Source organism: Mesorhizobium sp. M0626 (assembly GCF_040320665.1).
GTDB lineage: Bacteria > Pseudomonadota > Alphaproteobacteria > Rhizobiales > Rhizobiaceae > Mesorhizobium.
On sequence record NZ_JAMYQD010000002.1, the window covers coordinates 248,641 to 273,290 of the forward strand.

A 24,650-nucleotide genomic window follows, 5' to 3' on the forward strand; every position below is an offset into this window, starting at 1 on the left:
GCGCCACCCGAACCCTAGGAAAAAGATCATGACCTCCGACGCCGAAATCCAATCCGCTTTGCCCGCCCTCAGCCGAGGCAACGTCGCCGTCGTCACCGGGGGCGCCAGCGGCATCGGGCTTGCCGCCGCCAAAAGGCTGGCGGCTATGGGCATGAGACTGGTGCTGGCCGACATTGGCGGCGCGCGCCTCGATGCGGCCCGCCAGGCAGTCGCCGCGATCACCGGCGAGAATGCCGCGCTTGCCGTCGCCACCGACGTGTCGAAGGCCGACGAACTCGGCCGGCTGGCGGAAAAGACGCATGCCGCTTTCGGCGCCGTATCGCTGCTGATGAACAATGCCGGCGTCGGCAACAATCCGGGAAAACCGTGGGAGAACGGCGACGCCTGGAAGCGGCTGATCGACATCAATTTCTGGGGTGTCGTACATGGCGTCGATGCCTTCGCTCCGGCCATGCTGGCCTCCGGAGAGCCTGGCCTGATCATCAACACCGGCTCCAAGCAAGGCATCACCACGCCACCCGGCAATCTCGCCTACAACGTCTCCAAATCGGCATTGAAGACGTTCACCGAAGGGCTGGCGCACGCATTGCGCAACGAGCCGGGCGCGAAGGTCGCGGCGCATCTTCTCATTCCCGGCTTCACCTTCACCGGCCTCACCGAAGGAGCGGTCGAAAAACCCGCTGGCGCCTGGACCGGCGAGCAGGTGGTCGACTTCATGCTGGCTTCGCTGGCGCGTGGGGACTTCTACATCCTGTGCCCCGACAATGAGGTGATGCGGCCGACCGATGAAAAGCGCATGGCCTGGGCGATCGGCGACATCATCGAGAACCGGCCTGCTCTCTCGCGCTGGCACCCCGACCATAAGGACGCTTTCGCGGCCTTTATGGGAAACTGATCGTCGAACTCAGGCAAAGCCGAGAGTCAGGCGGCCGCGCGTTTTTTCGCGGTGCGCTTTTGCGCGACGGCCTTCTTGGCCGCGAGTTCGGCGAGCTCGTGGTCATGGCGTTTTGCCGCCCGCTCGCATTTGTCTCTGATCTCCTCGACCTCGGATTCGGTCAGGTGCTCGATGCCGATGAAATGATTGTGGCCCTCGCTGACGCGGATCAGTTCGTCGAGCTTGGCCTGAACCGCGGCGCCGTCGCGGTTCTGGGTGTTCTGGATCAGGAACACCATCAGAAAGGTGATGATCGTCGTTCCCGTGTTGATGACGAGCTGCCACGTATCGGAAAAGCCGAAGAATGGCCCGCTTACCGCCCAGACGATAACGATGGCGCAGCAGGCGATGAAAGTCGGCGGCAGGCCCGCCAAGTGCGAAACGGTGTTGGCGATTCTGGTAAACAGCTTTTCGATCATTCACATCCTCGACGGCTCAAGCGCGATAAACTGACCAAGGCCGCATTCATCGCTCCAACAATAAACAACCGGCAGCCGCTTCCGGTTCCCTGTCGCAGATGGCATCCTTGATGCAATTGAATGCACGCCAAAGGCGCAGCGCCGTGAAAAGCCGCCTTATCGGTTTGTTGCCATAGTCGCCATGCAGGCCAAAACCTGTTCGTTCCGCTTCACGCGGATTTGTCTCCAAGCCCCTTCCGCTGCGCCACCCCCGCATGGCGGAAGGGGTTCGTTGCGTTGCCGCAGACCGGCGGAACTCTTCCCGACACGTGCCGTTCAGAATTTTGGCGCCAGGATTTCGGCCAGCCAGTCGATGAAACCGCGCACGCGCGGCGAGCTCTCAGGAATGCTCTTGCTCCCAGCGATCGAGGAAATCCTCAATCGGCAAGGCCTGCATGTCGGGAACCGCTTTGGCGAGTTTCTCCGGCGGCCAGTCCCACCAGGCGAGGCTTTCGATCCGCGCCGCGATCTCGGAGGGAAAGCGCATGCGCAACGGCTTCGCCGGTACGCCGGCGACGATTGTGTAGGCCGGTACATTCCGCGTCACCACCGAATTGGCGCCGACGATCGCGCCATTCCCGATGCTGATGCCGGGCATGATGACGGCGCCATGGCCGATCCAGACATCGTTGCCGATGCCGACCGCCTTGGCCTGCCGCCGCGCGCGGAACGCCGCGTCGACGCCCAGCCAGCGGAAATACTCGTTCGGCCGGTAGCTGAGCTTGTGCTGCGTGATCCGCTCGATCGGATGCTCCAAGGCATTGATGCGGCTGTTGGCGGCGATCGAGCAGAATTTTCCGATCGTCGTGTAGATCGCCTCGGCGTGGCGCTCGAAATAGGAGAAATCGCCGACATTGACCTCGCGCAGCACCACCCGTTCGCCGATCGAGGCATAGCGGCCAAGCTTGCACGCTTTCAGCTCCGCGGTCGGATGGATGCGCGGCTCCGGATCTTTCAGGACGAGGTTTTCGGTACGGTCCATCTGGCGGATTTACCCCCGCGCAATTGCGGAAGCAATTGTCGCGTCGCCGTCGGGCCCGCAGGCGGGTCGATCTTGCGTCGGCTCCGACCGGCTATTTCGGCTTGCCGCCGGTCCACACCACGTTCTGGCCGAACAGCGGCACGGTCGTCACCGACATTTTCGCCGAGCCGTCCTGCACCTGGCGCGAATGCGAGAGATAGATCAGCGTCTCGTTCTTCTTGTCGTAGATGCGGTTCACCACCTGCTTCTTCCAGATCAGGCTGATGCCTTGCTTGAACACCTCTTCGCCGCCCTCGCTCATGTCGATGTCGCCGATGGTGATCGGCCCGGTCTGGCGGCAGGAGATCGAGGAATCAGACGGATTCTCGAACCAGTTGCCCTTGTGCAGCCGGTCGATGACGCTGCGGTCGAAATAGGAGACATGGCAGGTCACGCCGTCGATCTTGGGGTCCTTGATCGCCTCGACGATGATGTCGTTGCCGACCCAATCGACGCCGACCTTGCCGACCTCCTCTGCCGCGGCGGCACCGGCGCCAAGGGCAATGCATGCGGCCAGCGCGCCGCCGATCAGTTTCTGCCCAATCCGTCTCTGCCCAGTCCGTCTTTGCAAGGGAGCCTCCTCAGGTTCGGTTTGCCGCTCTCAGGTGGGATAAGGGCCAGCTGTTTGCAAGGTAGCGTCCAGCCCGGTTGCGGCAACGCGGCATCTTTGCCTTGCTCCCTGCGACCGGCTAAGACTGCTCGCCAACAGGAGCGCCGATCCGGCGCTCGATTTCTGCGACGGACACTTCCTGATGATGCGTTCAATTCTGGTCGGCATTCTGGTTCTGATGGCGGCGGGCATCGGCTGGCTCACCTTTGACTTCTATCGCGGCCATTATGGTGGCGAGCCGTATGGTGCGCCATTCACGCTGGTCGACCAGAAAGGCGCGCCAATCACCGAAGCCGCCTTCAGGGGAAAACCCAGCATCGTCTTCTTCGGCTTCACCCATTGCCCGGAAGTCTGCCCGACCACTTTGTTCGAAATGGCCGGCTGGCTGAAGGCGCTGGGCGACGACGGCAAGAACCTCAACGCCTACTTCGTTACCGTCGATCCAGAGCGCGACACGCCGCCGGTGATGAACACTTACGTCAGCAATTTCTCCGACCGCATCGTCGGCATATCGGGCGATCCCGACAAGGTGCACGCCATGGCGAAGTCCTTCAACATCTACTGGAAGAAGGTCGACACCGGCGACGGCGATTACACGATGGACCACACCGCCTCCGCGCTGCTGCTCAACGCCAAGGGCGAGTTTTCGGGCACCATAGCCTATGGCGAAAGCGCCGATACCGCGATCGCCAAGCTGAAGCGGCTGGCGGCAGGCTAGGCATGATCCCGAAATGTGGAATCCGGTTTTCTCGGACAGAAAAGTGTTGTCCAGAGATCATGCTCAAGCAAGAGAACAGCTGATGGGTCAGACCAGGCTCCACTTCATCGCTGGGAAGATCGAGGCCGACCGCATCTTTGCCGCGCTCGAGCCAGCTTTCGAGGATGAAGGCCTGCCGATCGCCGTGCTCGAAGTCGATGAAGACCGCGACATCTACGAGGTTTCGCTCTACACCGACGGCAATGTCGACGCGGTTGAGGCGCGGCTAAGGGACAGCCTTGCCGGACTGTCCCTGTCGAAGCCGATCGAGCGCGAGGTTCTGCCCGACATCGACTGGGTGGCGCGCTCGCTGGAGGGACTGAAACCGGTGCGCGCCGGACGTTTCTTCGTCCATGGCGCGCATGACCGCCGGAAGCGCCACAGCGGCGAACTCGCCATCGAGATCGAGGCCGGCCTTGCCTTCGGCACCGGCCATCACGGGACCACTGCCGGCTGCCTCGAAATGCTGGAACGGGTCGTGCGCCGCGAACGTCCCAGGAATGCCCTCGACCTCGGCACCGGCAGCGCGGTGCTGGCGATCGCCGTCGCCAAACTGGCGCATATTCCGGTGCTGGCGACCGACATCGATCCGATCGCCGTCAGGGTCGCCGCCGCCAACGCCGGCCTCAACCACGTCAAGGCACTGGTCGAAACGGTGACGGCGCCCGGCTTCCACCACCCGATCTTCGGCAAGCGCGCGCCTTTCGACCTCATCGTCGCCAACATATTGGCGCGGCCGCTGATGCGGCTGGCGCCTGAGATGGCGAGGCACATCAGCCTCGGCGGCTCGATCGTGCTGTCCGGCATCCTCGAGCGCCAGTGCAATGCGGTGATCTCGGCCTATGTCGGCCAGAATTTCCGCCATGTCAGGACCTTGCACCGCGAAGGCTGGGTGACGATCCACCTCAAGCACTGAGACGCAACGCGCTTTGGACAATCCGAGCCTGTTGCGATTGGCGAAAATCGATTCCGGTTTTCCGGGTCATGCGCTACGGTCGCGCCCGATACAGGAGGCATACCATGTTCCAGACCTTCGATTCCGCAGGCGACCCCAGCGTCGGCAAGCCGCGCGTGACGTTGCTACGGCGATGGCTGGCGGATAATGGCCTCGACGGTTTCCTTGTGCCGCGCGCGGACGAGCACCAGGGCGAGTATGTCGCCGATCGCTCGGCGCGGCTGAAATGGTTGACCGGCTTCAGCGGCTCGGCCGGCGTAGCACTTGTGCAGCGTGACCGCGCCTTCATGTTCGTCGATGGCCGCTATACCTTGCAAGTGCGCCACGAAGTCGATCTCGACATTTTTGCAAACGAGAGCCTGGTCGACAACCCGCCGGCCTCCTGGATCAAGGACAATCTCGGCAAGGGCGCCAGGCTTGGCTTCGACCCCTGGCTGCACACGATCGCTGAGGTCAAGGCGCTGAAAACCTCGGCCGAGCAATCCGGCGCGACGCTGGTGCCGCTCGACAGGAACCCGATCGACATCATCTGGAAGGATCAGCCGGCGCCGCCCGTGGCGCCAGTCGAAATCCACCCGATCGGCTTTGCCGGGGAACTCGCCAAGGACAAGCTGGCGCGGCTGGCGGCGGTAATCGGCAAGGAGGGCGCGTCACACGCCGTGCTCACCGACCCCTCCTCGATCGCCTGGGCCTTCAACATCCGTGGCGGCGACGTGCCGCACACCCCGCTGGCGCTCGGCTTTGCGATCCTTGCAGCAGATGGCAAGCACCAGCTGTTCATGGACCAGCGCAAGTTTTCGCGCACGGTTGCCGCCTATCTCACCCAACTCGCCGATCTGTACGAGCCCGGCGAATTCGAGGCGGCGGTCGCAGCCCTTGCCAAGGGCGGCGCCAAGATCGCGCTCGATCCGGTACTGGCGGCGGAAAAGCTGAGAATGCTGGTCGAGGACAATGGCGGCACATTTGTTTCAGCAGCCGATCCCGCCCGCATTCCGCGCGCCACCAAGAACCAGGCGGAAATCGCCGGCAGCCGCGCCGCGCACCGCCGAGACGGGGCGGCGGTGGCGAAACTGCTGTGCTGGCTGGAACGGCAGAAGCCGGGCACGCTCGACGAAATAACCGTTGTCACCAAGCTGGAGGAGGTGCGCCGGCAGACCGGCGAGGAAACGCAGATGCCGCTGCGCGACGTCTCCTTCGACACCATTTCCGGCAGCGGCCCGAACGGCGCCATCATGCACTACCGCGTCTCGCGCGCCACCAACCGCGAGCTGGCAAACGGCGAGCTGTTCCTGCTCGATTCCGGTGCCCAGTATCAGGATGGCACCACCGACATCACCCGCACCGTGCCGATCGGCCAGCCGACCGAGGAGATGCGCGAGCGCTTCACGCTGGTGTTGAAGGGCATGATCGGCATTTCCACGCTGCGCTTTCCCGCCGGCACGCGCGGCTCGGAGATCGACGCGGTGGCGCGCATGGCGCTGTGGAAGCATGGCTGCGACTTTGCCCACGGCACCGGCCACGGCGTCGGCTCCTATCTGGCCGTGCATGAAGGGCCGCAGCGCATCGCCCGCACCGGCACCGAAAAGCTGATGGCCGGCATGATGCTGTCCAACGAGCCCGGCTATTACAAGGAAGGCTCCTACGGCATCCGCATCGAGAACCTGATCCTGGTGACACCGGCTGAACAGGTGGAGGGCGGCGACATCGCCATGCACGGTTTCGAGACGCTGACGCTGGCGCCGATCGATATCAGGCTGATCCGCACCGACCTGTTGACGCGCGAGGAGTTGCACTGGCTGGATATTTACCATGCCTGGGTGCTGGCCGAGATCGGCCCGATGCTCGACGGCGAGACGCTGGCCTGGCTGGAGAAGGCGACGGCACCACTGCCGCATGATGCCAAGATCTGAAATGAGCTTCTTTCTCCCCGTCACTATACGGGGAGGTGAGGAGCGGTCCGCGAAGCGGACGAAAAGCCAATTGCTTGGCTTTTCGAGTGACGAACGCCCGGCAGGGCAATGAGCGGCGGCGCCGACAGTTCGAAACTGTTCCGCGCGCAGGCGCCCTATGCCACAAACTGCCGGGCGAGGATCAGCACCACCGCCCCGGCCAGAAACATCGCCATCAGGCCGCCGCGCAGCGAGACCACAGCGGCGACGACCAGTGCCGCCCATTCCGCCGGTCCGGCGCTGAGTGCGGCGGGCGCCACCAGCGTCGTCAGCACCGCCGCCGGCACTGCGTTCAAGCCGGCCTCGACGCGTGGATGGATGTGGTCGAAACGCGAGATCACCAGATGGCCGCCGACGCGGGTGAGATAGGTGGCGAGCGCGCCGGCAATGATGATCCACAAAGTCGCGCTCATCGTTTTGCCTCCACGCCGCTATGGTGCGGCGGCAGGATGACGGCCAGAAGCACGCCGGCAGCGGCGCCGACGGAGACGTGCCAGGGCGATCCCACAGTTTGGTAGGCAATGATCGACGCGGCGGCGCTGGCGATCACCACCGGCAGCCAGAGCGGCCGCTTGCGAAAGCCCATGACCAGCCCGAGGAAATAGATCGGCAGCAGGAAATCGATGCCGAGCGCATGCGTGTCGGGGATCAGCTTGCCGAAAACCGCGCCCAGCGCGCTTTCGATCCCCCAGAACACATACACCGGCAGGCCAAGGCCCATATACCAGGCAAAGCCAACGGTCTCGCCGGCTTCGGCCTTGCGCTCCGCCACCGCGAACTGCGGATCGGTGAGCACGAAATAGCCCAGCGCTTGGCTGATAACCGGCCAGTGCGCGATTCGCCGGCCGATGCTGGCGGAGTAAAGCACGTGACGGAAGTTTACCGCGAAGATCGACAGCACGATCAGCCATGGCGCGACATGCTGGCCGAACAATTCGATGCCGACCATCTGGCTGGCGCCGCCGAAGATCAGCGCGCTCATCAAGAAAGCTTCGAGAACGGAAAAGCCGTTGTCGACGGCGATGGCGCCGAACAGCAGCCCAAATGGCGCCGCGGCGACAACCACCGGCATCGACAGCCGCACGCCGTCCCAGAAGTCGCTGGCCACGGAATTTTCGCTTAAGGTCTCTGCCGACATGTCACATTCCCATCTCGCGCTGCTATGTAGGAGCCGGCGTTTGAAAAGTCAGACGAATTCGCTTGAGCCAACAAATCAGCGAAACTGATGTTGTAAAAACAGGTAAGGGGTTCGGATGATCGCTTATGATTTCACCGGCAGGCACGCAGTCGTCACCGGCGCCGGTGGCGGCATGGGCGAGGCGATCTCGCTGGCGCTGCTCGAGGCCGGCGCCTCGGTCACCGCCATCGACGTCAAGCCGCGTCCGGCGTCGCTTGCCGCCTATGACGACCGGCTCACCTTTGCCCAGGGCGACCTTACCGACGCCGCCTTTGTCGAGCAGACCATCAATGCCGCGGGCCGCAAGCGCGGCGGCATCGATTATCTCGCCAATGTCGCAGGCGTGCTCTGGTTCGGTCGCGACAAATCGGCCCTCGAGATGGACCTCGATGTCTGGGACCAGGTCTTCAACATCAATCTGAAATCCTTCGTCCACACCGCGCGGGCGGTGGTTCCCCATATGCGGGCCGGCGGACGCGGCGGCGCCATGGTGCACTTCTCCACCATCCAGTGGTATCGCGGCGATCCGACCCCGCAGGATGCCTACCAGGCATCGAAGGCCGGCGTCTGTGCGCTGTCGAAGTCGCTCGCCATGCAGTTGGCGGGCGATGGCATCCGCTCCAATTCGATCTGCCCGGGCATGGCGTTGACGCCGTTGCAGGCGCGCTGGGATACCGAGGAGAAACGCGCGGCCGTTGCCAATTATGCGCCGCTCGGCCGCATCGGCACGCCGCAGGACATGGCCAATGCCACGCTCTTCCTGCTTTCCGATGCGGCAAGCTACATCACCGGCATCGAACTGGCAGTCGACGGCGGTCTTTTGATGCGGATGTAGCCGTGCAGCGCGCGGGGCTGATTTAGCTCCGCGGTGCCGTGCCCTGGATCGCCCTGCCCCAGTCGAGCAGCGGCTTGGCGCGCAAGGCGAAATCGACAAGCTCGTCGACCAGCGTCGGCGCGTGAATTCCAGCCGGATCGATCATGTGCTGGACATAGAAGTGCCGGTTGCGGATGGCGTCGACAAGATCGGGTTCGTTGACCTGCTCGAAGCCGCGCGGCGTGCGCTTCATGCGGCCCTCGGTTTCGAGTTCGAAGCCGTTTTTCCTAAGGGTTGAAAGCAGTTTTCGGAAGTCGGCCGGCCGGGCGATGATCGCCTTGCGCATCGCCAGCAGCAGGGACGGCTCCGGATTCCACCAGGCGACATCGGCAAAGCAGCGGTCGATCCCGACATAGACGAAGAACACGCCCTGCTCCATCTTGGTGCCATCCGGTGACAGCATGGCCGACAAATGCTGGTTGTAGGGCCGTTTGTCCTTGGCGAAGCGCACGTCGCGGTTGATGCGAAACAGCGATTTCTTGCGGTCTCCGCGCAAGCCCAGACCCGCCGCCGCGAAGCGCTCGGTCAGCGTCTCGACCAGATCGCAGAACGGCTCATGCAACTCGCTGTCGTAAAGCGCGCGGTTTTCCTGGAACCATTCGCGGCTCTGGTGGAAGTCGAGCGCCTTGAGGAACGGGATGGCTTTTTGCCCGAACCCTTTGAACGAACCGGCCATCACGCCTTGCCGACCCTTTGCAGCCAGGTGTCCTCGTCGATGACTTCGACGCCGAGTTCGCTGGCCTGCTTCAGTTTGGAGCCGGCGCCCGGCCCGGCCACCAGCAGATCGGTCTTCGCCGACACCGAACCCGCCACCTTGGCGCCGAGCCGTTCGGCCATCGCCTTGGCTTCGGAGCGTGTCATCTTTTCCAGCGTGCCGGTGAAGACGATGGTCTTGCCGGCAACCTCGCTGTCGGTCGACACGGTGACGACATACGGCTTCGGCTTGACCTGTTCGAGCAGTCTGTCGAGCACGTCGTCATTGCGTTCATTGCCGAAGAAATCGCGCAACGCATCGATCACTGTATCGCCAATGCCGTTGATGGAGGGGAAGACGCTGTGCGGATCCTCAGCCGCCGCCGTTTCCTTGCCGACGCGGATCAGCTCCTCGATGGTCGAAAACGTCCGGGCAAGCACGGCCGCCGTCGTTTCGCCGATATGGCGGATGCCGAGTGCGAAGATGAAGCGGTCGAGCTCCGGCTGGCGGCGCGAATCGATGGCCGCGAACAGCTTGTCGAGACCTTCATAATTGCGGTCCTCGACACCGCGCACATTCTTGCGCGCCTTGCCCGATGCCGCCTCGCGCAGCCGCGCCTGCTCCTCGCGCCGCTCGGCCAGCGCCCTGGTGACGGCCGGGCGGCGATCCCTCAGGGTAAAGATATCGGCGGCGGTCTTGACCAGTCCCGAATTGAAGAACAGGTCGATATTCTCGGCGCCCAGCCCCTCGATGTCGAGCGCGCCGCGCGACACGAAATGACGCAGCCGTTCCACGGCCTGGGCGGCGCAGATCAGCTCGCCGGTGCAGCGCCGGCGCGAATCCTCCTTGCCGGTCTTTTCGTTGATTTCGCGCGTCGCCGGCGAGCCGCAGACCGGACAAATGTGCGGGAATTCGTAAGGCACCGCATCAGCCGGCCGCTTGTCGACGACCACGCTGACGATCTGCGGAATGACATCGCCCGCCCGTTGTATGACAACCGTGTCACCGATGCGGACATCGATGCCGTCGCGAATCGGCAGGCCGTTGCTGTCGAAGCCCTTGATGTAGTCCTCATTGTGCAGCGTGACGTTTTCGACCACCACGCCGCCGACCGTGACGGGCGCCAGCCGCGCCACCGGCGCCAGCGTGCCGGTACGGCCGACCTGGATGTCGATCTTCTGCACCATCGTCATCGCCTGTTCGGCCGGGAATTTGTGCGCAACGGCCCAGCGCGGCTCACCGGTGACAAAGCCCCAGCGACGCTGCAATTCCAGCTGGTCGACCTTGTAGACGACACCGTCGATGTCGTAGCCGAGCGACGAACGCAGCTCCTCGATCTTGTGGTAGTGCGCGATCAGCTCCTCGACAGACTTCGCCCGCACCATCAGCGGGCTGACCTTGAACCCCCATTCGGCGAATTTCTGCACCGAATCGTATTGGGTCGGCGCCGGATCCGCTGTCGTGTAGCCCCAGGCATAGGCAAAAAATTTAAGATTGCGGCTGGCGGTGACGGACGCATCCTTCTGTCGCAAGGAGCCCGCTGCCGTGTTGCGCGGATTGACATAGTCCTGGCCGCCCACCGCCGCCGAGCGGGCCTTCAGTGCCTCGAATTCCGCATAGGTCATGTAGACTTCGCCGCGGATCTCGATGGTCTCGGGCCAGCCCGATCCTTTCAGCTTGGCTGGGATGTCGGCGATGGTCCTGAGATTGGCGGTGATGTCTTCGCCGACAGCGCCGTCGCCACGCGTAGCACCCTGCACGAACACACCGCGTTCATAGCGCAGCGACGCCGACAGGCCGTCGATCTTCGGCTCGGCCGTAAACGCGATGTCGAGATCCTTGTCGCGGTCGAAGAAGCGCCGGCCACGCTCGATGAAATCGGTGACGTCCTCGTCTGTGTAGGCCTTGGCGAGGCTGAGCATCGGCACCGCATGGCGCACCTTGGCAAAGCCTTCCGCCGGCGCGGCGCCGACCCGCAGCGAGGGCGAATCCTCGCGTACCAGACCGGGAAACCGCTCCTCGATGGCAAGGTTGCGCCGCCGCAGCGCGTCATATTCCGCGTCCGTAATCGTCGGCGCGTCCTCGGCATGATAGCGCCTGTCATGACCGGCGATCTCCTCGGCCAGCCGCTGGAGCTCATCCGCGGCTTCGCTTTCGCTCAACGATTCGACTGGTTTTTCAGACATGCAGCGGTCCCTGGACAGTGGCGCGACACCATAAATCAGGATTTCGGAAAAAGCATTCCTGAACAGCGGGATGGAGCCATATCCTGACTCAGTCCGAAAGCCTTGCGACGACTACGCTGCAGCAATATTCTCGCGTAGCAGCCGTTCGGCGGCTGCGCGCGCCTCTTCGGTGATGGTGGCGCCGGCCAGCATGCGCGCAATCTCTTCCTGGCGCGCCGCCCGGTCCATCTCGGCAATGCCGGTGGCGACCCTGTCGGTGCCACCGGATTTGGAAATCAGGAAATGCGTTGCCGCGCGCGCCGCCACTTGCGGAGCATGCGTGACCGACAGCACCTGCACGCGCTTCGACAGCCTGGCCAGCCTTTGGCCGATCGCATCGGCCACGGCGCCGCCGACGCCGGTGTCGATCTCGTCGAAGACCAATGTCGGCGCCGAGCCACGGTCGGCCAGCGCCACCTTGAGCGCCAGCAGGAAGCGCGACAGCTCGCCGCCGGAAGCGACCTTCATCATCGGGCCGGGCCTGGTACCGGGATTGGTGCGCACCCAGAACTCGACCTGGTCGATGCCCTCTTCCATGCGGTTCTCGCCATCGCTGGCCAGTTCAACGATGAACTCGGCCCGTTCGAGCTTCAGCGCCGGCAGTTCGGCCATCACAGCCTTGGTCAGACCGACCGCCGCGGCGTGGCGAAGCGCGGAGAGCTGGGCTGCGGAAATATCGTAGGCTTCGCGCGCCGCTGAGGCCTGCTTTTCCAAGAGATGCAGGCGCCCCTCGCCGGCATCGAGATCGGCGAGATCGGCGGACATGGTGTCGCGCAGTTGCGCCAGATCGTCGACGGCCACACTGTGCTTGCGTGAGGCCGCACGCAGCGAAAACAGCCGCTCCTCCGCCTTCTCCAGCCGCTGCGGGTCGTATTCGGTGGCGCGCAATGCCGCCTCGACGCCCGATTGCGCGGCATCCAGCGACAGCATCGCCTCATCCAGCGACTTCACCACATCCTCGAGCAGGCCCGGCGCTTCGCTGGCCTTGCGCTGCAGGCGCCTGAGCAAACTGGCCAGTTGCGGCAGTGGCGAGGACGGGCCTGACAGCACATCCTGCGCATCGTGTATTTCCGAGGCGATCTTTTCGGCCCGCATCATCGTGGCGCGCAATTCGGCCAGTTGCGTCTCTTCGCCGGGCTGCGGATCGAGCTTTGCCAGTTCCGCCACCGAGGCCCTGAGATAATCGGCCTCGCGCGCCGCTGCCTCGACCTTGGCGCGGTGCCTGGCAAACTCCTGCTCGGCGTCGCGCCAATAGCGCCAAGCCTCGCCGGTCGCGCGGGCAGCGCCCAGATGGCCGCCAAAACTGTCCAGCAATTCGCGATGGGCGCCGGGATCGACCAGAGCGCGCTCGTCATGTTGGCCGTGGATCTCGACCAGCGCGTGGCCGATGTCGCGCATCAGGGTGACGCTGGACGGCTGGTCGTTGACGAAGACACGGGTGCGGCCATCCGCGGTCTGCAGCCGGCGCAGGATGATGTCGCCGTCATCCTCGATGGCGTTTTCGGCCAGCAGCGCGCGCACCGGGTGGTTGCGCGGCACATCGAAGACGGCAATTACCTGGCCCTGGGCAGCACCGTGGCGCACCAGCGAGGCGTCGCCGCGCGCGCCAAGCGCCAGCGACAGCGCGTCGAGCAGGATGGATTTGCCGGCGCCGGTTTCACCGGTCAGCACGGAAAGGCCGGGCTGGAAGTCGATATCCAGCTTCTCGATCAGGACGATATCGCGGATCGACAGTCTGGAAAGCATCAGAACCCGGACCTCAAGCAATTCCAGGAAAAGTGCGTAGCGGTTTTCCGTCCGGAATTGCGTAGAACAAAAAGTTAGGACGGTTCAGCGCCTCAATCAAACCACTGAACCGCTGTGAAGCGGCATGCGACCGATGGAGTCGCAGCGCCGCACTATCTTTTTGTTTGAGCGTCGGATCAATCCGAAAAGCGCGTTCCGCCTCAGTCGATGCTCGGGCGTCAGGCGCCGGTGATCAGCTTGCCGGCCTTGGATATCCACGATCCGGCATTCTCGCGCGGCTCAAGCCCGTTGCTCTGCAACAGCTTGTAGGTATCCTTGTACCATTGGCTGTCGGGATAATTGGTGCCGAGCACAGCAGCGGCGGTTTGCGCTTCCGAGGTCAAGCCCATCGCGTAGTAGCTTTCGGCCAGACGCGCCAGCGCCTCTTCGACATGGCGGGTGTTGGAATAGTTCTCGACAACGTTGCGGAAGCGCTTGACGGCAGCAATGTATTCGCGCCGCTCGAGATAATAGCGGCCGATCTGCATCTCTTTGCCGGCCAGCTGGTCGTTGGCGAAACGGATCTTTTCCTTGGCGTCGTCGACATATTCCGACGTCGGCCAGCGCGTCACCAGATCCTGCATCGTCTGCACGGTCTGGCGTGCTTCCTTCTGATCCTGGGTGACGTCCTTGATCTGCTTGTAGTAGCTCAGCCCGATAATATACTGGGCGTAAGCCGCGTCGTCGGTCGACGGATAAAGCGTCAGATAGCGCTTTGCCGAGCCGATCGCTTCGTCATAACGGCCGGCGCGGTAGTCGGCGAAGGCGCCCATCACCATCGACTTTCGGGCGAATTCCGAATAGGGGTGCTGGCGGTCGACGGCGTCGAACTTCTTGCTCGCCTCATCCAGGCGGCCGGCATTGAGATTGGCAAGGCCTTGATTGTAAAGGACGTCGGCCGGTTCGGTCTGGTCGACATAGGTCGACAGGTCGACGTCTTTCTCGGACGACATGCAGGCCGAGAGGAACAGCGATGGCACAACCACCGAAAGCGCCAGGAAAACAGCCCGATACGGCGCTTTCGATTGACCAACTCGCTTGAAGAACATGATTGGATTGCGCCCTTTCGGCGTTAGTTCAATGCCTTTCGCATGGCGTTCCCTCAAAACTGATCCCCACTTTTGAGCGACATGCGCCTAACAGACGGCAGCAGCCATAAACCATAACTGCCTTGCCCAGCAACGCTATGTCTAGCCAATCGCACATTTTTGTGGCGGCTTGGTGTTGCCCGGAAAGCTATGCACTTTCACGGCCGGTGATGCATCCGTGCAACACCGGCCAGCGTTCAGAAAGCCAGAAATACGTTAAGAATCAGATCACCCAAGGTGCAAAGACAGGGCCGGTGACGGCGCTCATCTCGGCGGTGCGGCCGCGCTCGCGGCGCGTGGTCTCGACGACCTCGAAGGCCGAACGGTCGGACAGAAGCCGCCGCAAAGCAGCCGCATTCATCCGGTGACCGCCGCGATAGGAGCGGAAACAACCGATGAAACGGGCGCCGGCCAGCGCCAGATCGCCCATCGCGTCCATCGTCTTGTGGCGAGCGAACTCGTTGGGGTAGCGCAGGCCGCCCATGTTGATCACCCGGTTGTCGTCGCCGATCACCAGCGAGTTCTCCAGCGAGGAGCCCAGCGCATAGCCGGCCGCCCACAGCCGCTCGACATCCTTCATGAAGCCGAAGGTGCGGGCGCGCGCGATATCCTGGCGAAAGATGTCGGGGTTGATGTCGGAGGCGAATAGCTGGCGGCCGATCGCCGGGCTTTCGAAATCGATCTCGACCTCGAAGCGCGTGCCGCTATAGGGCCTGAACTCGGCCCAGGACGCGCCATTCTCGATGCGGACGGGCTTGACCACCCTGATGTAGCGGCGCTTGACCGCCAGCGTCTCGATGCCGGCTTGGTCGATGGCTTCCACGAACGCCACCGCACTGCCATCGAGGATCGGAACCTCATGACCGTCGATCTCGATGACGATGTTGTCGATGCCGAGCCCGAAAAGCGTCGCCATCAGATGTTCGACGGTGGCGATATGCTCGCCTGCCGGATCGCCGAGCATGGTGCAGAGATCGGTCGCGCCGACTTCAGCAACCAGCGCGCGGAACTCGCGGCTCTCGCTTCCGTTCGAAAGGTGGAAGAGCACGCCGGTGTCGGCGTCCGCAGGGAGGAAATTGACGGTGACCGGTTTGCCGCTGTGAACGCCGGTACCGGTCAGCGTTGCACGCGATTTCAGTGTCGTCTGATAGTCTTGCAAGACAAACCCCATAGCCCAAACGCCTAAGTCCGCTTTAACCCAAAAGGCGCGGCTCTTTTTTATCGGCAGGCAGGGCCACTTCCCCGAATCCCAGCACACCGAAAGTGCTGCGGCAAAGATAATGGTCTGTCAGGGAGACTCCAAATCACGGTTTCTTACTCTGTGTAACCGCGACAGACCTTGAGCGTCACATCGTAACGCCTTGTTATTAAACCCCTTTAAACGTTAACAGGCAGACAACCTCTCGTCTGCCTGTTAACAAGTGTTACATACCGTTAACGGCTCAGTTGGCCTGGCGGCGCAGGAAAGCCGGTATCTCCAGCTGGTCGTCTTCCTGGGTCGACCTGGTCTGCGGCGTCAACCGGCCCTGATCGTCGAGCTGGCCGCGGCGCGGCGCGTAAAGCTGCGGATCCTGGCTGGCAAGGCGGCGCATTTCCGGCGCCGCCTGGCGCAGTTTCGGTTCGCGCGGCTGTGCCGGCTGCAACCGGGCCGGCTCTTCTTCGCGGCGCGTCAGTCCGTTGGTCAGCCGCTTGAGCAGCCCCATCGGCCCGCTGTTTTCATGGTCGGCCGGACGGCCCTTGGCTTCCACCTCGGCCCGCACAACCGGCGGAAAATCCTCCACCCGCGGCATGCGCTGCGGTGCGGCAGCCACCGGCTGCGGCATTTCCCGCATCGGCGCCGGTTGCATCACCTGCTGCACGACAGGCTGCGGCTGGGCAGGCGGGGCCTGGAAGATCTTGCTCTGCGGGCGGAAATCTTCCGCCTGGGCCATCGGCGTCGGACGAGCCATTGCCGCCGCATTGGCCTCGGCAAGTTGGATCGCCTCGGCCACCGGATCGGCCGCGCGCTGCTCATAGGTCTGCTGCTGGACCGGTGCCGGACGGCCTTCCGCCCCCGGAGCCGCTGGGCGGCTGACCGGCTTCTGCTGCGGCGGCACGGCCCGGATCGAGATCGGCGCCGCGGCAATTTCAGCTGCCGATTTGTCGATGCCGGTGGCGACCACCGAGACGCGGATGACGCCTTCGAGTTCCTCGTCGAAGGTGGCGCCGAGGATGATGTTGGCGTCCTGATCGACTTCCTCGCGGATGCGGGTCGCGGCCTCGTCGACTTCGAACAGGGTTAGGTCGCGGCCGCCGGTGATCGAGATCAGCAGGCCCTTGGCGCCCCTCATCGAGGTCTCGTCGAGCAACGGATTGGCGATCGCCGCCTCGGCGGCGGCCATCGCGCGGCCCTCGCCCGAAGCTTCGCCGGTGCCCATCATCGCCTTGCCCATTTCGCGCATCACCGAACGCACGTCGGCGAAGTCGAGATTGATCAGACCTTCCTTGACCATCAGGTCGGTGATGCAGGCAACACCGGAGTAGAGAACCTGGTCGGCCATGGCGAAGGCGTCGGCAAAGGTGGTCTTGTCATTGGCCAGCCGGAACAGGTTCTGGTTGGGGATGACGATCAGGGTATCGACACATTTCTGCAGCTCCTCGATGCCGAGATCCGCCGTCTTCATGCGGCGCTGGCCTTCGAAATGGAACGGCTTGGTGACGACGCCGACGGTGAGGATACCCCGTTCGCGCGCCGCGCGGGCAACCACGGGAGCCGCACCGGTTCCGGTGCCGCCACCCATACCGGCGGTGACGAAGCACATATGGGTGTTGGAGAGATGATCGATGATCTCATCGATGCACTCTTCCGCCGCCGCACGGCCCACTTCAGGCTGCGAGCCGGCGCCGAGCCCCTCGGTGACATGCGCGCCGAGCTGGATCAGCCGCTCGGCCTTCGACATGGTCAGCGCCTGTGCATCGGTGTTGGCCACGACGAACTCGACACCGCGCAAGCCCGCGGTGATCATGTTGTTGACGGCATTGCCGCCGCCGCCGCCGACACCGAATACGGTGATCCGCGGCTTGAGCTCGGTGATGTCCGGCTTTTGCAGATTGATCGTCATTGTCTCCGTCCTTTGCCTTTCCCGCCGCTTCGCCGCCGCGGCCGCCTATGGGGCTGTCCCCGTCAATTAGAAACTGTCTCTCAACCACTGACTCATGCGATGCAGTTTTCCGCCCGTCCCGGTCATCCTGAGACCGGAAATTCCTTTCGCCGGATGGCTCTCGAAGCTCGCCATCTGCGGATAGATCAGCAGCCCGACCGCCGTCGAGAAAGCCGGCCCCTTGGCAGCTTCCGGCAGGCCCGCCACGCCGAGCGGGCGTCCGATGCGCACATTGCGTCCCAGAATGCGGCGCGCCGCCTCGGGGAGACCCGCAAGCTGGCTGGCGCCGCCGGTCAGCACGACGCGTTTTCCCACGGCATTGCCGTAGCCCGACTTGTTCAGCCGGTCGCGCAACAGTTCCAGCGTCTCGTCGATGCGGGCGCGGATGACGCGCGTCATCACCGAGCGCGGGATCTGCAGCGGCATCTCGCCGTCTTCGCCGATCGGCTGGATCGAGACCAGGTCGCGATCGTCGGCACTGCCAGGCAGCGCCGAACCATGCATCACCTTCAGCCGCTCCGCGGCGTCGAGCGAGGTCGACAGGCCCTTGGCCATATCGAGCGTCACATGATTGCCGCCGATGGCAATGGCATCGGCGTGGACGAATTTGCCTTCCGAAAACACCGAGATGGTCGTCGTGCCGCCGCCCATGTCGATGCAGGCCGCACCCATTTCCAGTTCGTCGTCGACCAGGGCCGCAAGCCCGCTGGCATAGGGCGTCGCCACCATGCGCTCGACCGAAAGATGCGAGCGGTTGATGCAGAGCTCCAGATTGCGCAGCGGCGCGGCATCGCCCGTCAGTACATGCATATCGACGCCGAGTTGGTCGCCGACCATGCCGCGCGGATCGCGCACGCCGCGCTCGGAGTCCAGCGAAAAGCCGACGGGCAGCGAATGGATCACGTCGCGTTCGGCCTTGAGCGCCTGCTTGGCGCCGGCGGCAAGCACGCGCTTGATGTCGGCTTCGTCGGCCTGATGGCCACCGAGATTGATGGTGGCCGAATAGGTTTCGCTCTTCAGCCGGCCGGCCGTCATGTTGACGATCAGCGAATCCACGGTCAGTCCCGCCATGCGTTCGGCTGCGTCGACGGACAGGCGAATGGCGTGCTCCGCGCGGTCGAGATCGACGACCACGCCCGACTTCACGCCTTGCGATTTCTGGTGGCCGATGCCGATCACCTGGATGCGGTGCGAGCGGCCGCGCAACAGCTTGCCGTCCTCGCGCGGCTTCAGTTTCGCCACCACGCAGCAAACCTTGCTCGAGCCGACATCCAGCACTGTGAGCGTGCCGGAACGCCGCGAAGAGGCATCGCTGTTGCCGCCAAGCCAGCTCATATCTTCGTCCCCGACTTGCGCTTCAGATTTTGCGGCTTTTCATTGAGCGCGGCCTGGCGCTGCGTCGCCGCTTCCGGCGTCAGCTGCACCACCAGGCGATCGGAGATGCGCATGTCGACGGCGGCGATATCGCGCGTCAGAAGGCCGTTATCGTGGTCCATCCGAACCAGGTCGGCAATCGCCTGATCCTCGCCATCCTCGGGCAGCTTGATCGTGATGCCGTTTTCCAGCTTCAGGTCCCAACGCCGTTCGCCGATGCGGATATAGCCTTTGACCCGAGCCGCGAGCTCGGGAAATTTCTTGATCTTGGCCACGAAGTCGGGCGCCTTGGCCGGTGCGTCGGTGCCGATGATCAGCGGCAGCAGCGCCTGCTTGCCGCCGGAGAACGGCGCGATCACCGCGCCGGAGCGTTCGACGACCGAAAGCTCCGCGCCCTGCTGCCAGAGCGCGAAGGGCTCGCGCTCCTCGACACGCACTTCCAGCGTATGTGGATAGACCTTGCGCACCGCCGCCACTTCGACCCAGGGCAAGGTATCAATACGTTCACGCGCGGCCTCGGCATCGAAGCCGATCAGTGACGTCCAGCCGTCGAGCTCGAGCCGGTCCAGTATGTCGATCTCCGAAGTCTGGCGGTTGCCGACCACCTTGATCTGGTCGACGGCAAAGCCGGTCCGGGCGGTGATGCTCTGGACGATGTCGTCGGCATGACCGCCGAGAATGGCGCCATAGAGGCTGCTTGATGCAATGAGCGAAGCCGACAGGATGGCCGCGGAAAAGCGCGGCGCGACGAAGTCGCCGCCGCCCAGGCGCGCCAGCACGCGCACCGGCCGGCGCAGCACGCGCGGCAGCACGAAATGGTCGAACGACAACGGCATGCCGAACAGCGCCGGCCCGGCGCCGCCCCTGCCCTTGTCCTGCCCCCATTTCAACGCAGACACGAAGCGTCCTCCACCATCCAACTCAACAATTCGCCAAACGAGTGCCCGGCCTGGGCAGCGATTTCAGGCACCAAAGACGTCGGCGTCATGCCCGGCTGAGTGTTGATCTCGAGCCAGACAATCTCGCCGTTTTCGGAGTGACGGTCGTCATAGCGGAAGTCCGATCGGGAAACGCCCCGGCAGCCGATAGCCAGATGTGCCTTGAGCGCCAGTGTCTGTATTTTTTGGTAAATATTTGATGAAATTTTAGCAGGGATTTCGTGTTTTGATCCGCCGGCGACGTATTTTGAATCATAGTCGTAGAAGGAATGGCCGGTCGGAATGATCTCGCAGACGCCGAGCGCCACGTCGCCCATGACGGCGCAGGTCAGCTCGCGCCCATGGATGTAGCGCTCGACCATGACGGTCTCGCCATATTTCCATTCGGACGAGCCGATGACCTGCGGCGGATGCGACTGCCCTTCATGCACGATGACGACGCCGAAGCTTGAGCCTTCATTGACCGGCTTGACCACGTAGGGCGGCTTCATCGGATGCTTGTTCTGGATGGCAAAGCGGCTGGCAACCTTCGATTCCGCCACCGCGATGCCGGCAGCCTTGGCGACCTTCTTGGCTTGCTCCTTGTTCATGGCGAGCGCCGAGGCGAGCACGCCCGAATGGGTGTAGGGAATGGCCAGATATTCGAGGATGCCCTGGATGGTGCCGTCTTCACCGAACGGGCCGTGCAGTGCGTTGAAGACGACATCGGGCTTGAGTTCGGTGAGCACGGCGCCGACATCGCGCGCAACATCGACGCGGGTAACCTGGTAGCCTTCATTCTCAAGCGCATCCGCACACGCCTTTCCCGAAGACAGAGACACGGGCCGCTCGGACGAGAATCCGCCCAGGAGGACAGCCACATGCTTGTTCTTCATATCCCGTCATCCCTCTCACGGCGGGCCCGCAACCACGCATTCAGCGACCAGATTGAGTCCGAGTCTCCCGGCAGGTTGCCCCCCCAGACGGAAAACGCGGTCGACGCGTCGAACGACTCAAATCAGGAAACGCTTTAAGGCAGAGAATCAGAGAGTTGATTCGCTGGCAAGTGCTTATGATTCCGACAGATTCACTTTCCGCGAAAACGGCCGGAAAAAGCGTGTTGTGAGTCTTTGGAGCAACGGTGGCGCTGTTGTTTCAGACCGTTTGAAGTTCAAGCATTACATGAACTTCAGCTTGCGCTAAAGAAGCTGTCCGAGGAATTCCTGCACGGCATGGCCGGGGCGGAAATTGCCGAGCCGCTTGATTTCCCACTGCAGGCGGATGCCTGAATTTTCAAGCACGCGGGCGCGCACCGTCTCGCCGAGATATTCGAGGTCGTATCCGGTCGCTGTTCCGGTGTTGATCATGAAGTTGCAGTGCATCGGCGACATCTGCGCGCCGCCGATCATCAGCCCGCGGCAGCCGGCCTTGTCGATTTCCTTCCAGGCCGAGGTGCCTTCCGGATTCTTGAAGGTCGAGCCGCCGGTCTTCTCGCGGATCGGCTGCACCGTCTCGCGATGCGTCTGGACGGCGTCCATGGCCGCCTTGATCGCCTCCTGGTCTTCCAGAACACCTTCGAAAACGGCGGAGGTGAAGATCAGCCCGGCAGGTGCGGCCGAGTGACGATAGGCATAGCCCATGTCTTCATTGCTGAGGGTGTGGAGATTGCCCTTGCGGTCGAGCGCCCGAACCTCGACGACACGTTCCCGCGTCTCGACGCCATTGGCGCCGGCATTCATCCTCAGCGCCCCGCCGATGGCGCCGGGAATGCCGTGATAGAAATGAAAGCCGCCAATACCGGCCTCATAAGCGACGGCCGCGACGCGCTTGTCGGGCGTCGCAGCACCGGCCTTGATGACGGTCGGCGAAACCACCTCGGCTTCGCCAAAGCCCTTGGCCGAAAGCCGGATGACGAAACCCGGAATGCCGCCGTCGCGCACCAGGAGGTTGGAGCCGACACCGACGATGGTGAGCGGGATGTCCTCCGGCACGGCGCGCAGGAAGGCAGCCAGATCCTCCTCGTCGGCCGGCTGGAACAGGGCGTCCGCCAGACCGCCGGCGCGGAACCAGGTGATCTTGTCCATCTCGGCATTGGGCGTGATGCGGCCGCGCAGGCCGGCAAGCCGGTCGCCAAGTTTGTCGAGCAGGTCCTGGCCGCGCATCATGAGACGGTACCGCCGAGTTCCCCAGGCAGCGCATAGGCCCATTGGGTGATGTTGCCGGCGCCCAGGAAGATGACGAAGTCGCCCGGTTTCGCCAACGCGCGGATGACGGGCGAAATCGCGGCAGGGGTTTCGACGTAGCGCGCATCGCGATGGCCCCCGGAGCGGATGCGCGACACCAGCGCCTCCGAGGTCACGCCGTCGATCGGCTCCTCGCCCGCCGCATAGACCGGCGCCACCATCACCGTGTCGGCATCGTTGAAACAGACCGAAAACTCGTCGAACAGATCGTGCAGCCGGGTGAAGCGGTGCGGCTGCGCAATGGCGATGACGCGGCCCTTGGTGGCGCTGCGCGCCGCTTTCAACACCGCCGTGATCTCGACCGGGTGGTGGCCGTAATCGTCGAAGATGTCGACGCCGTTCCACGAGCCGGTGTGGGTGAAGCGCCGCTTGACGCCGGCAAAGGACGACAGCCCTTTCTTGATCGCTTCGGCCGATAGGCCGAGTTCATGCGCGACCGCAATTGCGGCGGTGGCGTTGGAGACGTTGTGGCGGCCGGGCATCGGCAGCCGCAGATCCGATATGGTCGTCTGGCCGCCGGTCTTGCGGTCGCGGATCACCACGTCGAATGCCGAGACGGCACCGGCCATCCGGTGGTTGGTGAAACGCACATCGGCCTGCGCGTTCTCGCCATAGGTGATGACGCGGCGGTCCTCGATGCGGCTGACCAGCGCCTGTACTTCCGGATGGTCGGTGCACATCACCCCAAAACCGTAGAACGGCACGTTCTCGACGAATTGCCGGAACGCCTCGCGCACCTTGTCGAAACTGCCATAATGGTCCAGATGCTCGGGATCGATGTTTGTGACGACGGCGATCTCGGCCGGCAGCTTGAGGAAGGTGCCGTCGCTTTCGTCGGCTTCGACCACCATCCACTCGCCATCGCCCATACGGGCATTGGTGCCATAGGCATTGATGATGCCGCCATTGATCACCGTCGGGTCGAGCCCGCCGGCATCGAGCAGCGTCGCCACCATCGACGTGGTTGTGGTCTTGCCATGCGTGCCACCGATCGCGACCGCCTGGCGGAAGCGCATCAGTTCGGCCAGCATCTCGGCCCGGCGCACGATCGGCAGCAGTTTTTCGCGCGCGGCCTTCAGCTCGGGATTGGATTTCTTGATCGCGGTGGAGACGACCACCACTTCGGCCGCGCCGATATTCTCGGCCTTGTGGCCGACAAAGCATTCGATGCCCTTGTCGCGCAGCCGCTGGACATTGGCGCTGTCGGCCTGGTCCGAACCCTGCACCTTGTAGCCGAGATTGTGCAGAACCTCGGCGATGCCGCTCATGCCGATGCCGCCAATGCCGATGAAATGCACAAGGCCGATGGTCTGCGGCATCTTCATCAATGCGTCCCTTTCCTGAAATCCGAAACGGTTTTTCTGGACGCAATAGCCTCTGTGAGATCAGCGAGCAACCGTGCCGCGTTCGGCCGGCCAGCCGACTTCGCTCCGGCAGCCATGGCCGTCAGCCGCTCGGGAGTGTCCATCAGCCCGCCAATGAGAGCCGCGATGCGCTCCGGCGACAGTGACGATTGCGGATGCACCTCGCCGCCGCCCGCCGCGGCAAGGGCGGCTGCGTTCGCCGCCTGATCGTGATCCAGCGCATAGGGATAAGGCACCAGCAGCGCCGGCCGGCCGATGACGGCGATCTCCGAAACCGTCGAGGCGCCGGAGCGCGAGATCACCAGATGCGCCGCGCCCATGCGCTGTGCCATGTCGGTGAAGAAGGGCGAGACCTCGACATGGACGCCGAGTGCCGCATAGCCGGCCTTCACCCGCGCCACGTCGTCGGCGCGGGCCTGCTGGGTGATCACCAGCCGCTTGCGCTGCGCCTCCGGCAGAAGTGCGATCGCCGTCGGCATGGCGTCGGAAAAGAACTGCGCGCCCTGGCTGCCGCCGAACACCAGGAGCCTGAACGGATCCGCCCCTTTGGATGCGGTGTAGGGCGTCTTGGCCGCCTCCAGGATTGGCGGCCTGACCGGATTGCCTGTCGTCACCGTCTTGGCGCCTGTGGCACTTTCATCTTGCGGCAGGAAGCCGCCGGCAATCGCATCGACACGCCCGGACAGCGCCCGGTTGGCGCGGCCCATCACTGCGTTCTGCTCATGGATCAGCGTCGGCAGCTTGCGCCGCGTCGCGGCATAGAGCGGTGGCAAGGTCGGATAACCGCCAAAGCCGACGACCGCATCAGGCTTGATCCTGGCGATGACGGCAGAGGCCTGGCGCACGCCGCGCCAGATCTTCCAGAACGCTCCGAGCAGAGCGGCGGGGTTTTTCGAGCCCATCGTCGCCGACTGGATCGGATGGATGGCGGCGGCCGGGAAATGGCCGGCAAAGCGCTCGGCGCGGTCGTCCGTCGCCAGATGCACGCCCCAGCCGCGCTCGATCAGCTCATGCGCCAGCGCCTCGGCCGGAAACAGATGTCCGCCGGTTCCGCCAGCCGCGAGAAGGATGACACCCCGCGCCAT

The 24,650-nt window shown here is 63.7% G+C and carries 23 protein-coding genes; 5 read left to right on the plus strand and 18 right to left on the minus strand.

Annotated features, from left to right (window positions below; all coding sequences use genetic code 11):
• Positions 1-28: 28 nt before the first annotated feature.
• On the plus strand, positions 29-895 hold the full coding sequence (locus NKI37_RS03275; protein WP_352794366.1) for an SDR family NAD(P)-dependent oxidoreductase: 867 nt from the start codon (positions 29-31) through the stop codon (positions 893-895).
• A gap of 26 nt (positions 896-921) precedes the next feature.
• On the opposite strand, the gene NKI37_RS03280 is transcribed toward NKI37_RS03275, so the two are convergent.
• The 4 genes from NKI37_RS03280 to NKI37_RS03295 all read right to left on the minus strand — a co-directional run bounded on the left by NKI37_RS03280 (position 922) and on the right by NKI37_RS03295 (position 2,984).
• Entirely contained in the window at positions 922-1,353 is a 432-nt protein-coding gene (locus NKI37_RS03280) for a low affinity iron permease family protein (protein WP_027050613.1), read from the minus strand.
• 46 nt (positions 1,354-1,399) lie between these two features.
• Positions 1,400-1,582 carry a hypothetical protein gene (locus NKI37_RS03285; RefSeq protein ID WP_023688045.1) on the minus strand — a complete coding sequence of 61 codons (183 nt, stop codon included), beginning with the start codon at positions 1,580-1,582 and terminating at the stop codon, positions 1,400-1,402.
• Positions 1,583-1,732: 150 nt separating this feature from the next.
• On the minus strand, positions 1,733-2,374 hold the full coding sequence (locus tag NKI37_RS03290; protein ID WP_023688044.1) for a DapH/DapD/GlmU-related protein: 642 nt from the start codon (positions 2,372-2,374) through the stop codon (positions 1,733-1,735).
• A 91-nt stretch (positions 2,375-2,465) separates the two neighbouring features.
• Positions 2,466-2,984, minus strand: a complete 519-nt coding sequence (locus tag NKI37_RS03295; protein WP_352790961.1) for a CreA family protein — start codon at positions 2,982-2,984, stop codon at positions 2,466-2,468.
• Between the two features lie 181 nt (positions 2,985-3,165).
• Here NKI37_RS03295 and NKI37_RS03300 point away from each other — a divergent pair, with 181 nt between their 5' ends.
• The 3 genes from NKI37_RS03300 (at position 3,166) to NKI37_RS03310 (ending at position 6,645) form a co-directional block, all read left to right on the plus strand.
• Entirely contained in the window at positions 3,166-3,741 is a 576-nt protein-coding gene (locus tag NKI37_RS03300) for an SCO family protein (protein ID WP_023682124.1), read from the plus strand.
• Positions 3,742-3,823: 82 nt separating this feature from the next.
• Complete coding sequence (locus tag NKI37_RS03305) at positions 3,824-4,696, plus strand: 50S ribosomal protein L11 methyltransferase (RefSeq protein WP_352790963.1); 873 nt, start codon at positions 3,824-3,826, stop codon at positions 4,694-4,696.
• A gap of 104 nt (positions 4,697-4,800) precedes the next feature.
• Positions 4,801-6,645, plus strand: a complete 1,845-nt coding sequence (locus NKI37_RS03310; protein ID WP_023688043.1) for an aminopeptidase P family protein — start codon at positions 4,801-4,803, stop codon at positions 6,643-6,645.
• A 155-nt stretch (positions 6,646-6,800) separates the two neighbouring features.
• Here the strand turns inward: NKI37_RS03310 and NKI37_RS03315 are convergent, their stop codons facing one another.
• Both NKI37_RS03315 and NKI37_RS03320 read right to left on the minus strand, forming a co-directional pair.
• The gene (locus NKI37_RS03315; RefSeq protein WP_023688042.1) at positions 6,801-7,097 is read right to left on the minus strand and encodes an AzlD family protein; all 297 of its coding nucleotides are present in this window, start codon (positions 7,095-7,097) and stop codon (positions 6,801-6,803) included.
• Positions 7,094-7,822 carry an AzlC family ABC transporter permease gene (locus tag NKI37_RS03320; RefSeq protein ID WP_023688041.1) on the minus strand — a complete coding sequence of 243 codons (729 nt, stop codon included), beginning with the start codon at positions 7,820-7,822 and terminating at the stop codon, positions 7,094-7,096. The genes NKI37_RS03315 and NKI37_RS03320 overlap by 4 nt, the downstream gene beginning before the upstream one ends.
• Positions 7,823-7,937: 115 nt before the next feature.
• Between NKI37_RS03320 and NKI37_RS03325 the strand changes: the two genes are divergently transcribed.
• Positions 7,938-8,696 (plus strand): SDR family NAD(P)-dependent oxidoreductase, encoded by a 759-nt coding sequence (locus NKI37_RS03325; RefSeq protein ID WP_352761907.1) that lies wholly within the window; start codon positions 7,938-7,940, stop codon positions 8,694-8,696.
• Between the two features lie 22 nt (positions 8,697-8,718).
• Here the strand turns inward: NKI37_RS03325 and NKI37_RS03330 are convergent, their stop codons facing one another.
• The 12 genes from NKI37_RS03330 to murG all read right to left on the minus strand — a co-directional run bounded on the left by NKI37_RS03330 (position 8,719) and on the right by murG (position 24,650).
• Positions 8,719-9,411 (minus strand): DUF2461 domain-containing protein, encoded by a 693-nt coding sequence (locus NKI37_RS03330; RefSeq protein ID WP_023668287.1) that lies wholly within the window; start codon positions 9,409-9,411, stop codon positions 8,719-8,721.
• Positions 9,411-11,615 carry an NAD-dependent DNA ligase LigA gene (ligA, locus tag NKI37_RS03335; RefSeq protein ID WP_352790965.1) on the minus strand — a complete coding sequence of 735 codons (2,205 nt, stop codon included), beginning with the start codon at positions 11,613-11,615 and terminating at the stop codon, positions 9,411-9,413. The genes NKI37_RS03330 and ligA overlap by 1 nt, the downstream gene beginning before the upstream one ends.
• Before the next feature lie 111 nt (positions 11,616-11,726).
• Entirely contained in the window at positions 11,727-13,400 is a 1,674-nt protein-coding gene (gene recN, locus NKI37_RS03340; RefSeq protein WP_352522173.1) for a DNA repair protein RecN, read from the minus strand.
• 218 nt (positions 13,401-13,618) lie between these two features.
• Positions 13,619-14,488, minus strand: a complete 870-nt coding sequence (locus NKI37_RS03345; protein WP_023668284.1) for an outer membrane protein assembly factor BamD — start codon at positions 14,486-14,488, stop codon at positions 13,619-13,621.
• 262 nt (positions 14,489-14,750) lie between these two features.
• Positions 14,751-15,698, minus strand: a complete 948-nt coding sequence (lpxC, locus tag NKI37_RS03350) for a UDP-3-O-acyl-N-acetylglucosamine deacetylase (protein WP_023668283.1) — start codon at positions 15,696-15,698, stop codon at positions 14,751-14,753.
• Between the two features lie 271 nt (positions 15,699-15,969).
• Complete coding sequence (gene ftsZ, locus NKI37_RS03355) at positions 15,970-17,628, minus strand: cell division protein FtsZ (protein WP_023712437.1); 1,659 nt, start codon at positions 17,626-17,628, stop codon at positions 15,970-15,972.
• Between the two features lie 66 nt (positions 17,629-17,694).
• Positions 17,695-19,002: a cell division protein FtsA gene (gene ftsA / locus NKI37_RS03360; RefSeq protein WP_023682133.1), complete on the minus strand. Its 1,308-nt coding sequence runs from the start codon at positions 19,000-19,002 to the stop codon at positions 17,695-17,697.
• The gene (locus NKI37_RS03365) at positions 18,999-19,940 is read right to left on the minus strand and encodes a cell division protein FtsQ/DivIB (RefSeq protein WP_352790968.1); all 942 of its coding nucleotides are present in this window, start codon (positions 19,938-19,940) and stop codon (positions 18,999-19,001) included. The genes ftsA and NKI37_RS03365 overlap by 4 nt, the downstream gene beginning before the upstream one ends.
• A complete protein-coding gene (locus NKI37_RS03370) occupies positions 19,928-20,854 on the minus strand; it encodes a D-alanine--D-alanine ligase (RefSeq protein WP_023668279.1) in 927 nt (308 codons plus the stop codon). The genes NKI37_RS03365 and NKI37_RS03370 overlap by 13 nt, the downstream gene beginning before the upstream one ends.
• A gap of 303 nt (positions 20,855-21,157) precedes the next feature.
• Positions 21,158-22,123, minus strand: a complete 966-nt coding sequence (gene murB / locus NKI37_RS03375; RefSeq protein ID WP_027050618.1) for a UDP-N-acetylmuramate dehydrogenase — start codon at positions 22,121-22,123, stop codon at positions 21,158-21,160.
• Entirely contained in the window at positions 22,120-23,526 is a 1,407-nt protein-coding gene (gene murC / locus NKI37_RS03380) for a UDP-N-acetylmuramate--L-alanine ligase (protein ID WP_023668277.1), read from the minus strand. Before murC ends, murB begins: the two co-directional genes overlap by 4 nt.
• Positions 23,526-24,650 (minus strand): undecaprenyldiphospho-muramoylpentapeptide beta-N-acetylglucosaminyltransferase, encoded by a 1,125-nt coding sequence (gene murG, locus NKI37_RS03385; RefSeq protein WP_023705550.1) that lies wholly within the window; start codon positions 24,648-24,650, stop codon positions 23,526-23,528. The genes murC and murG overlap by 1 nt, the downstream gene beginning before the upstream one ends.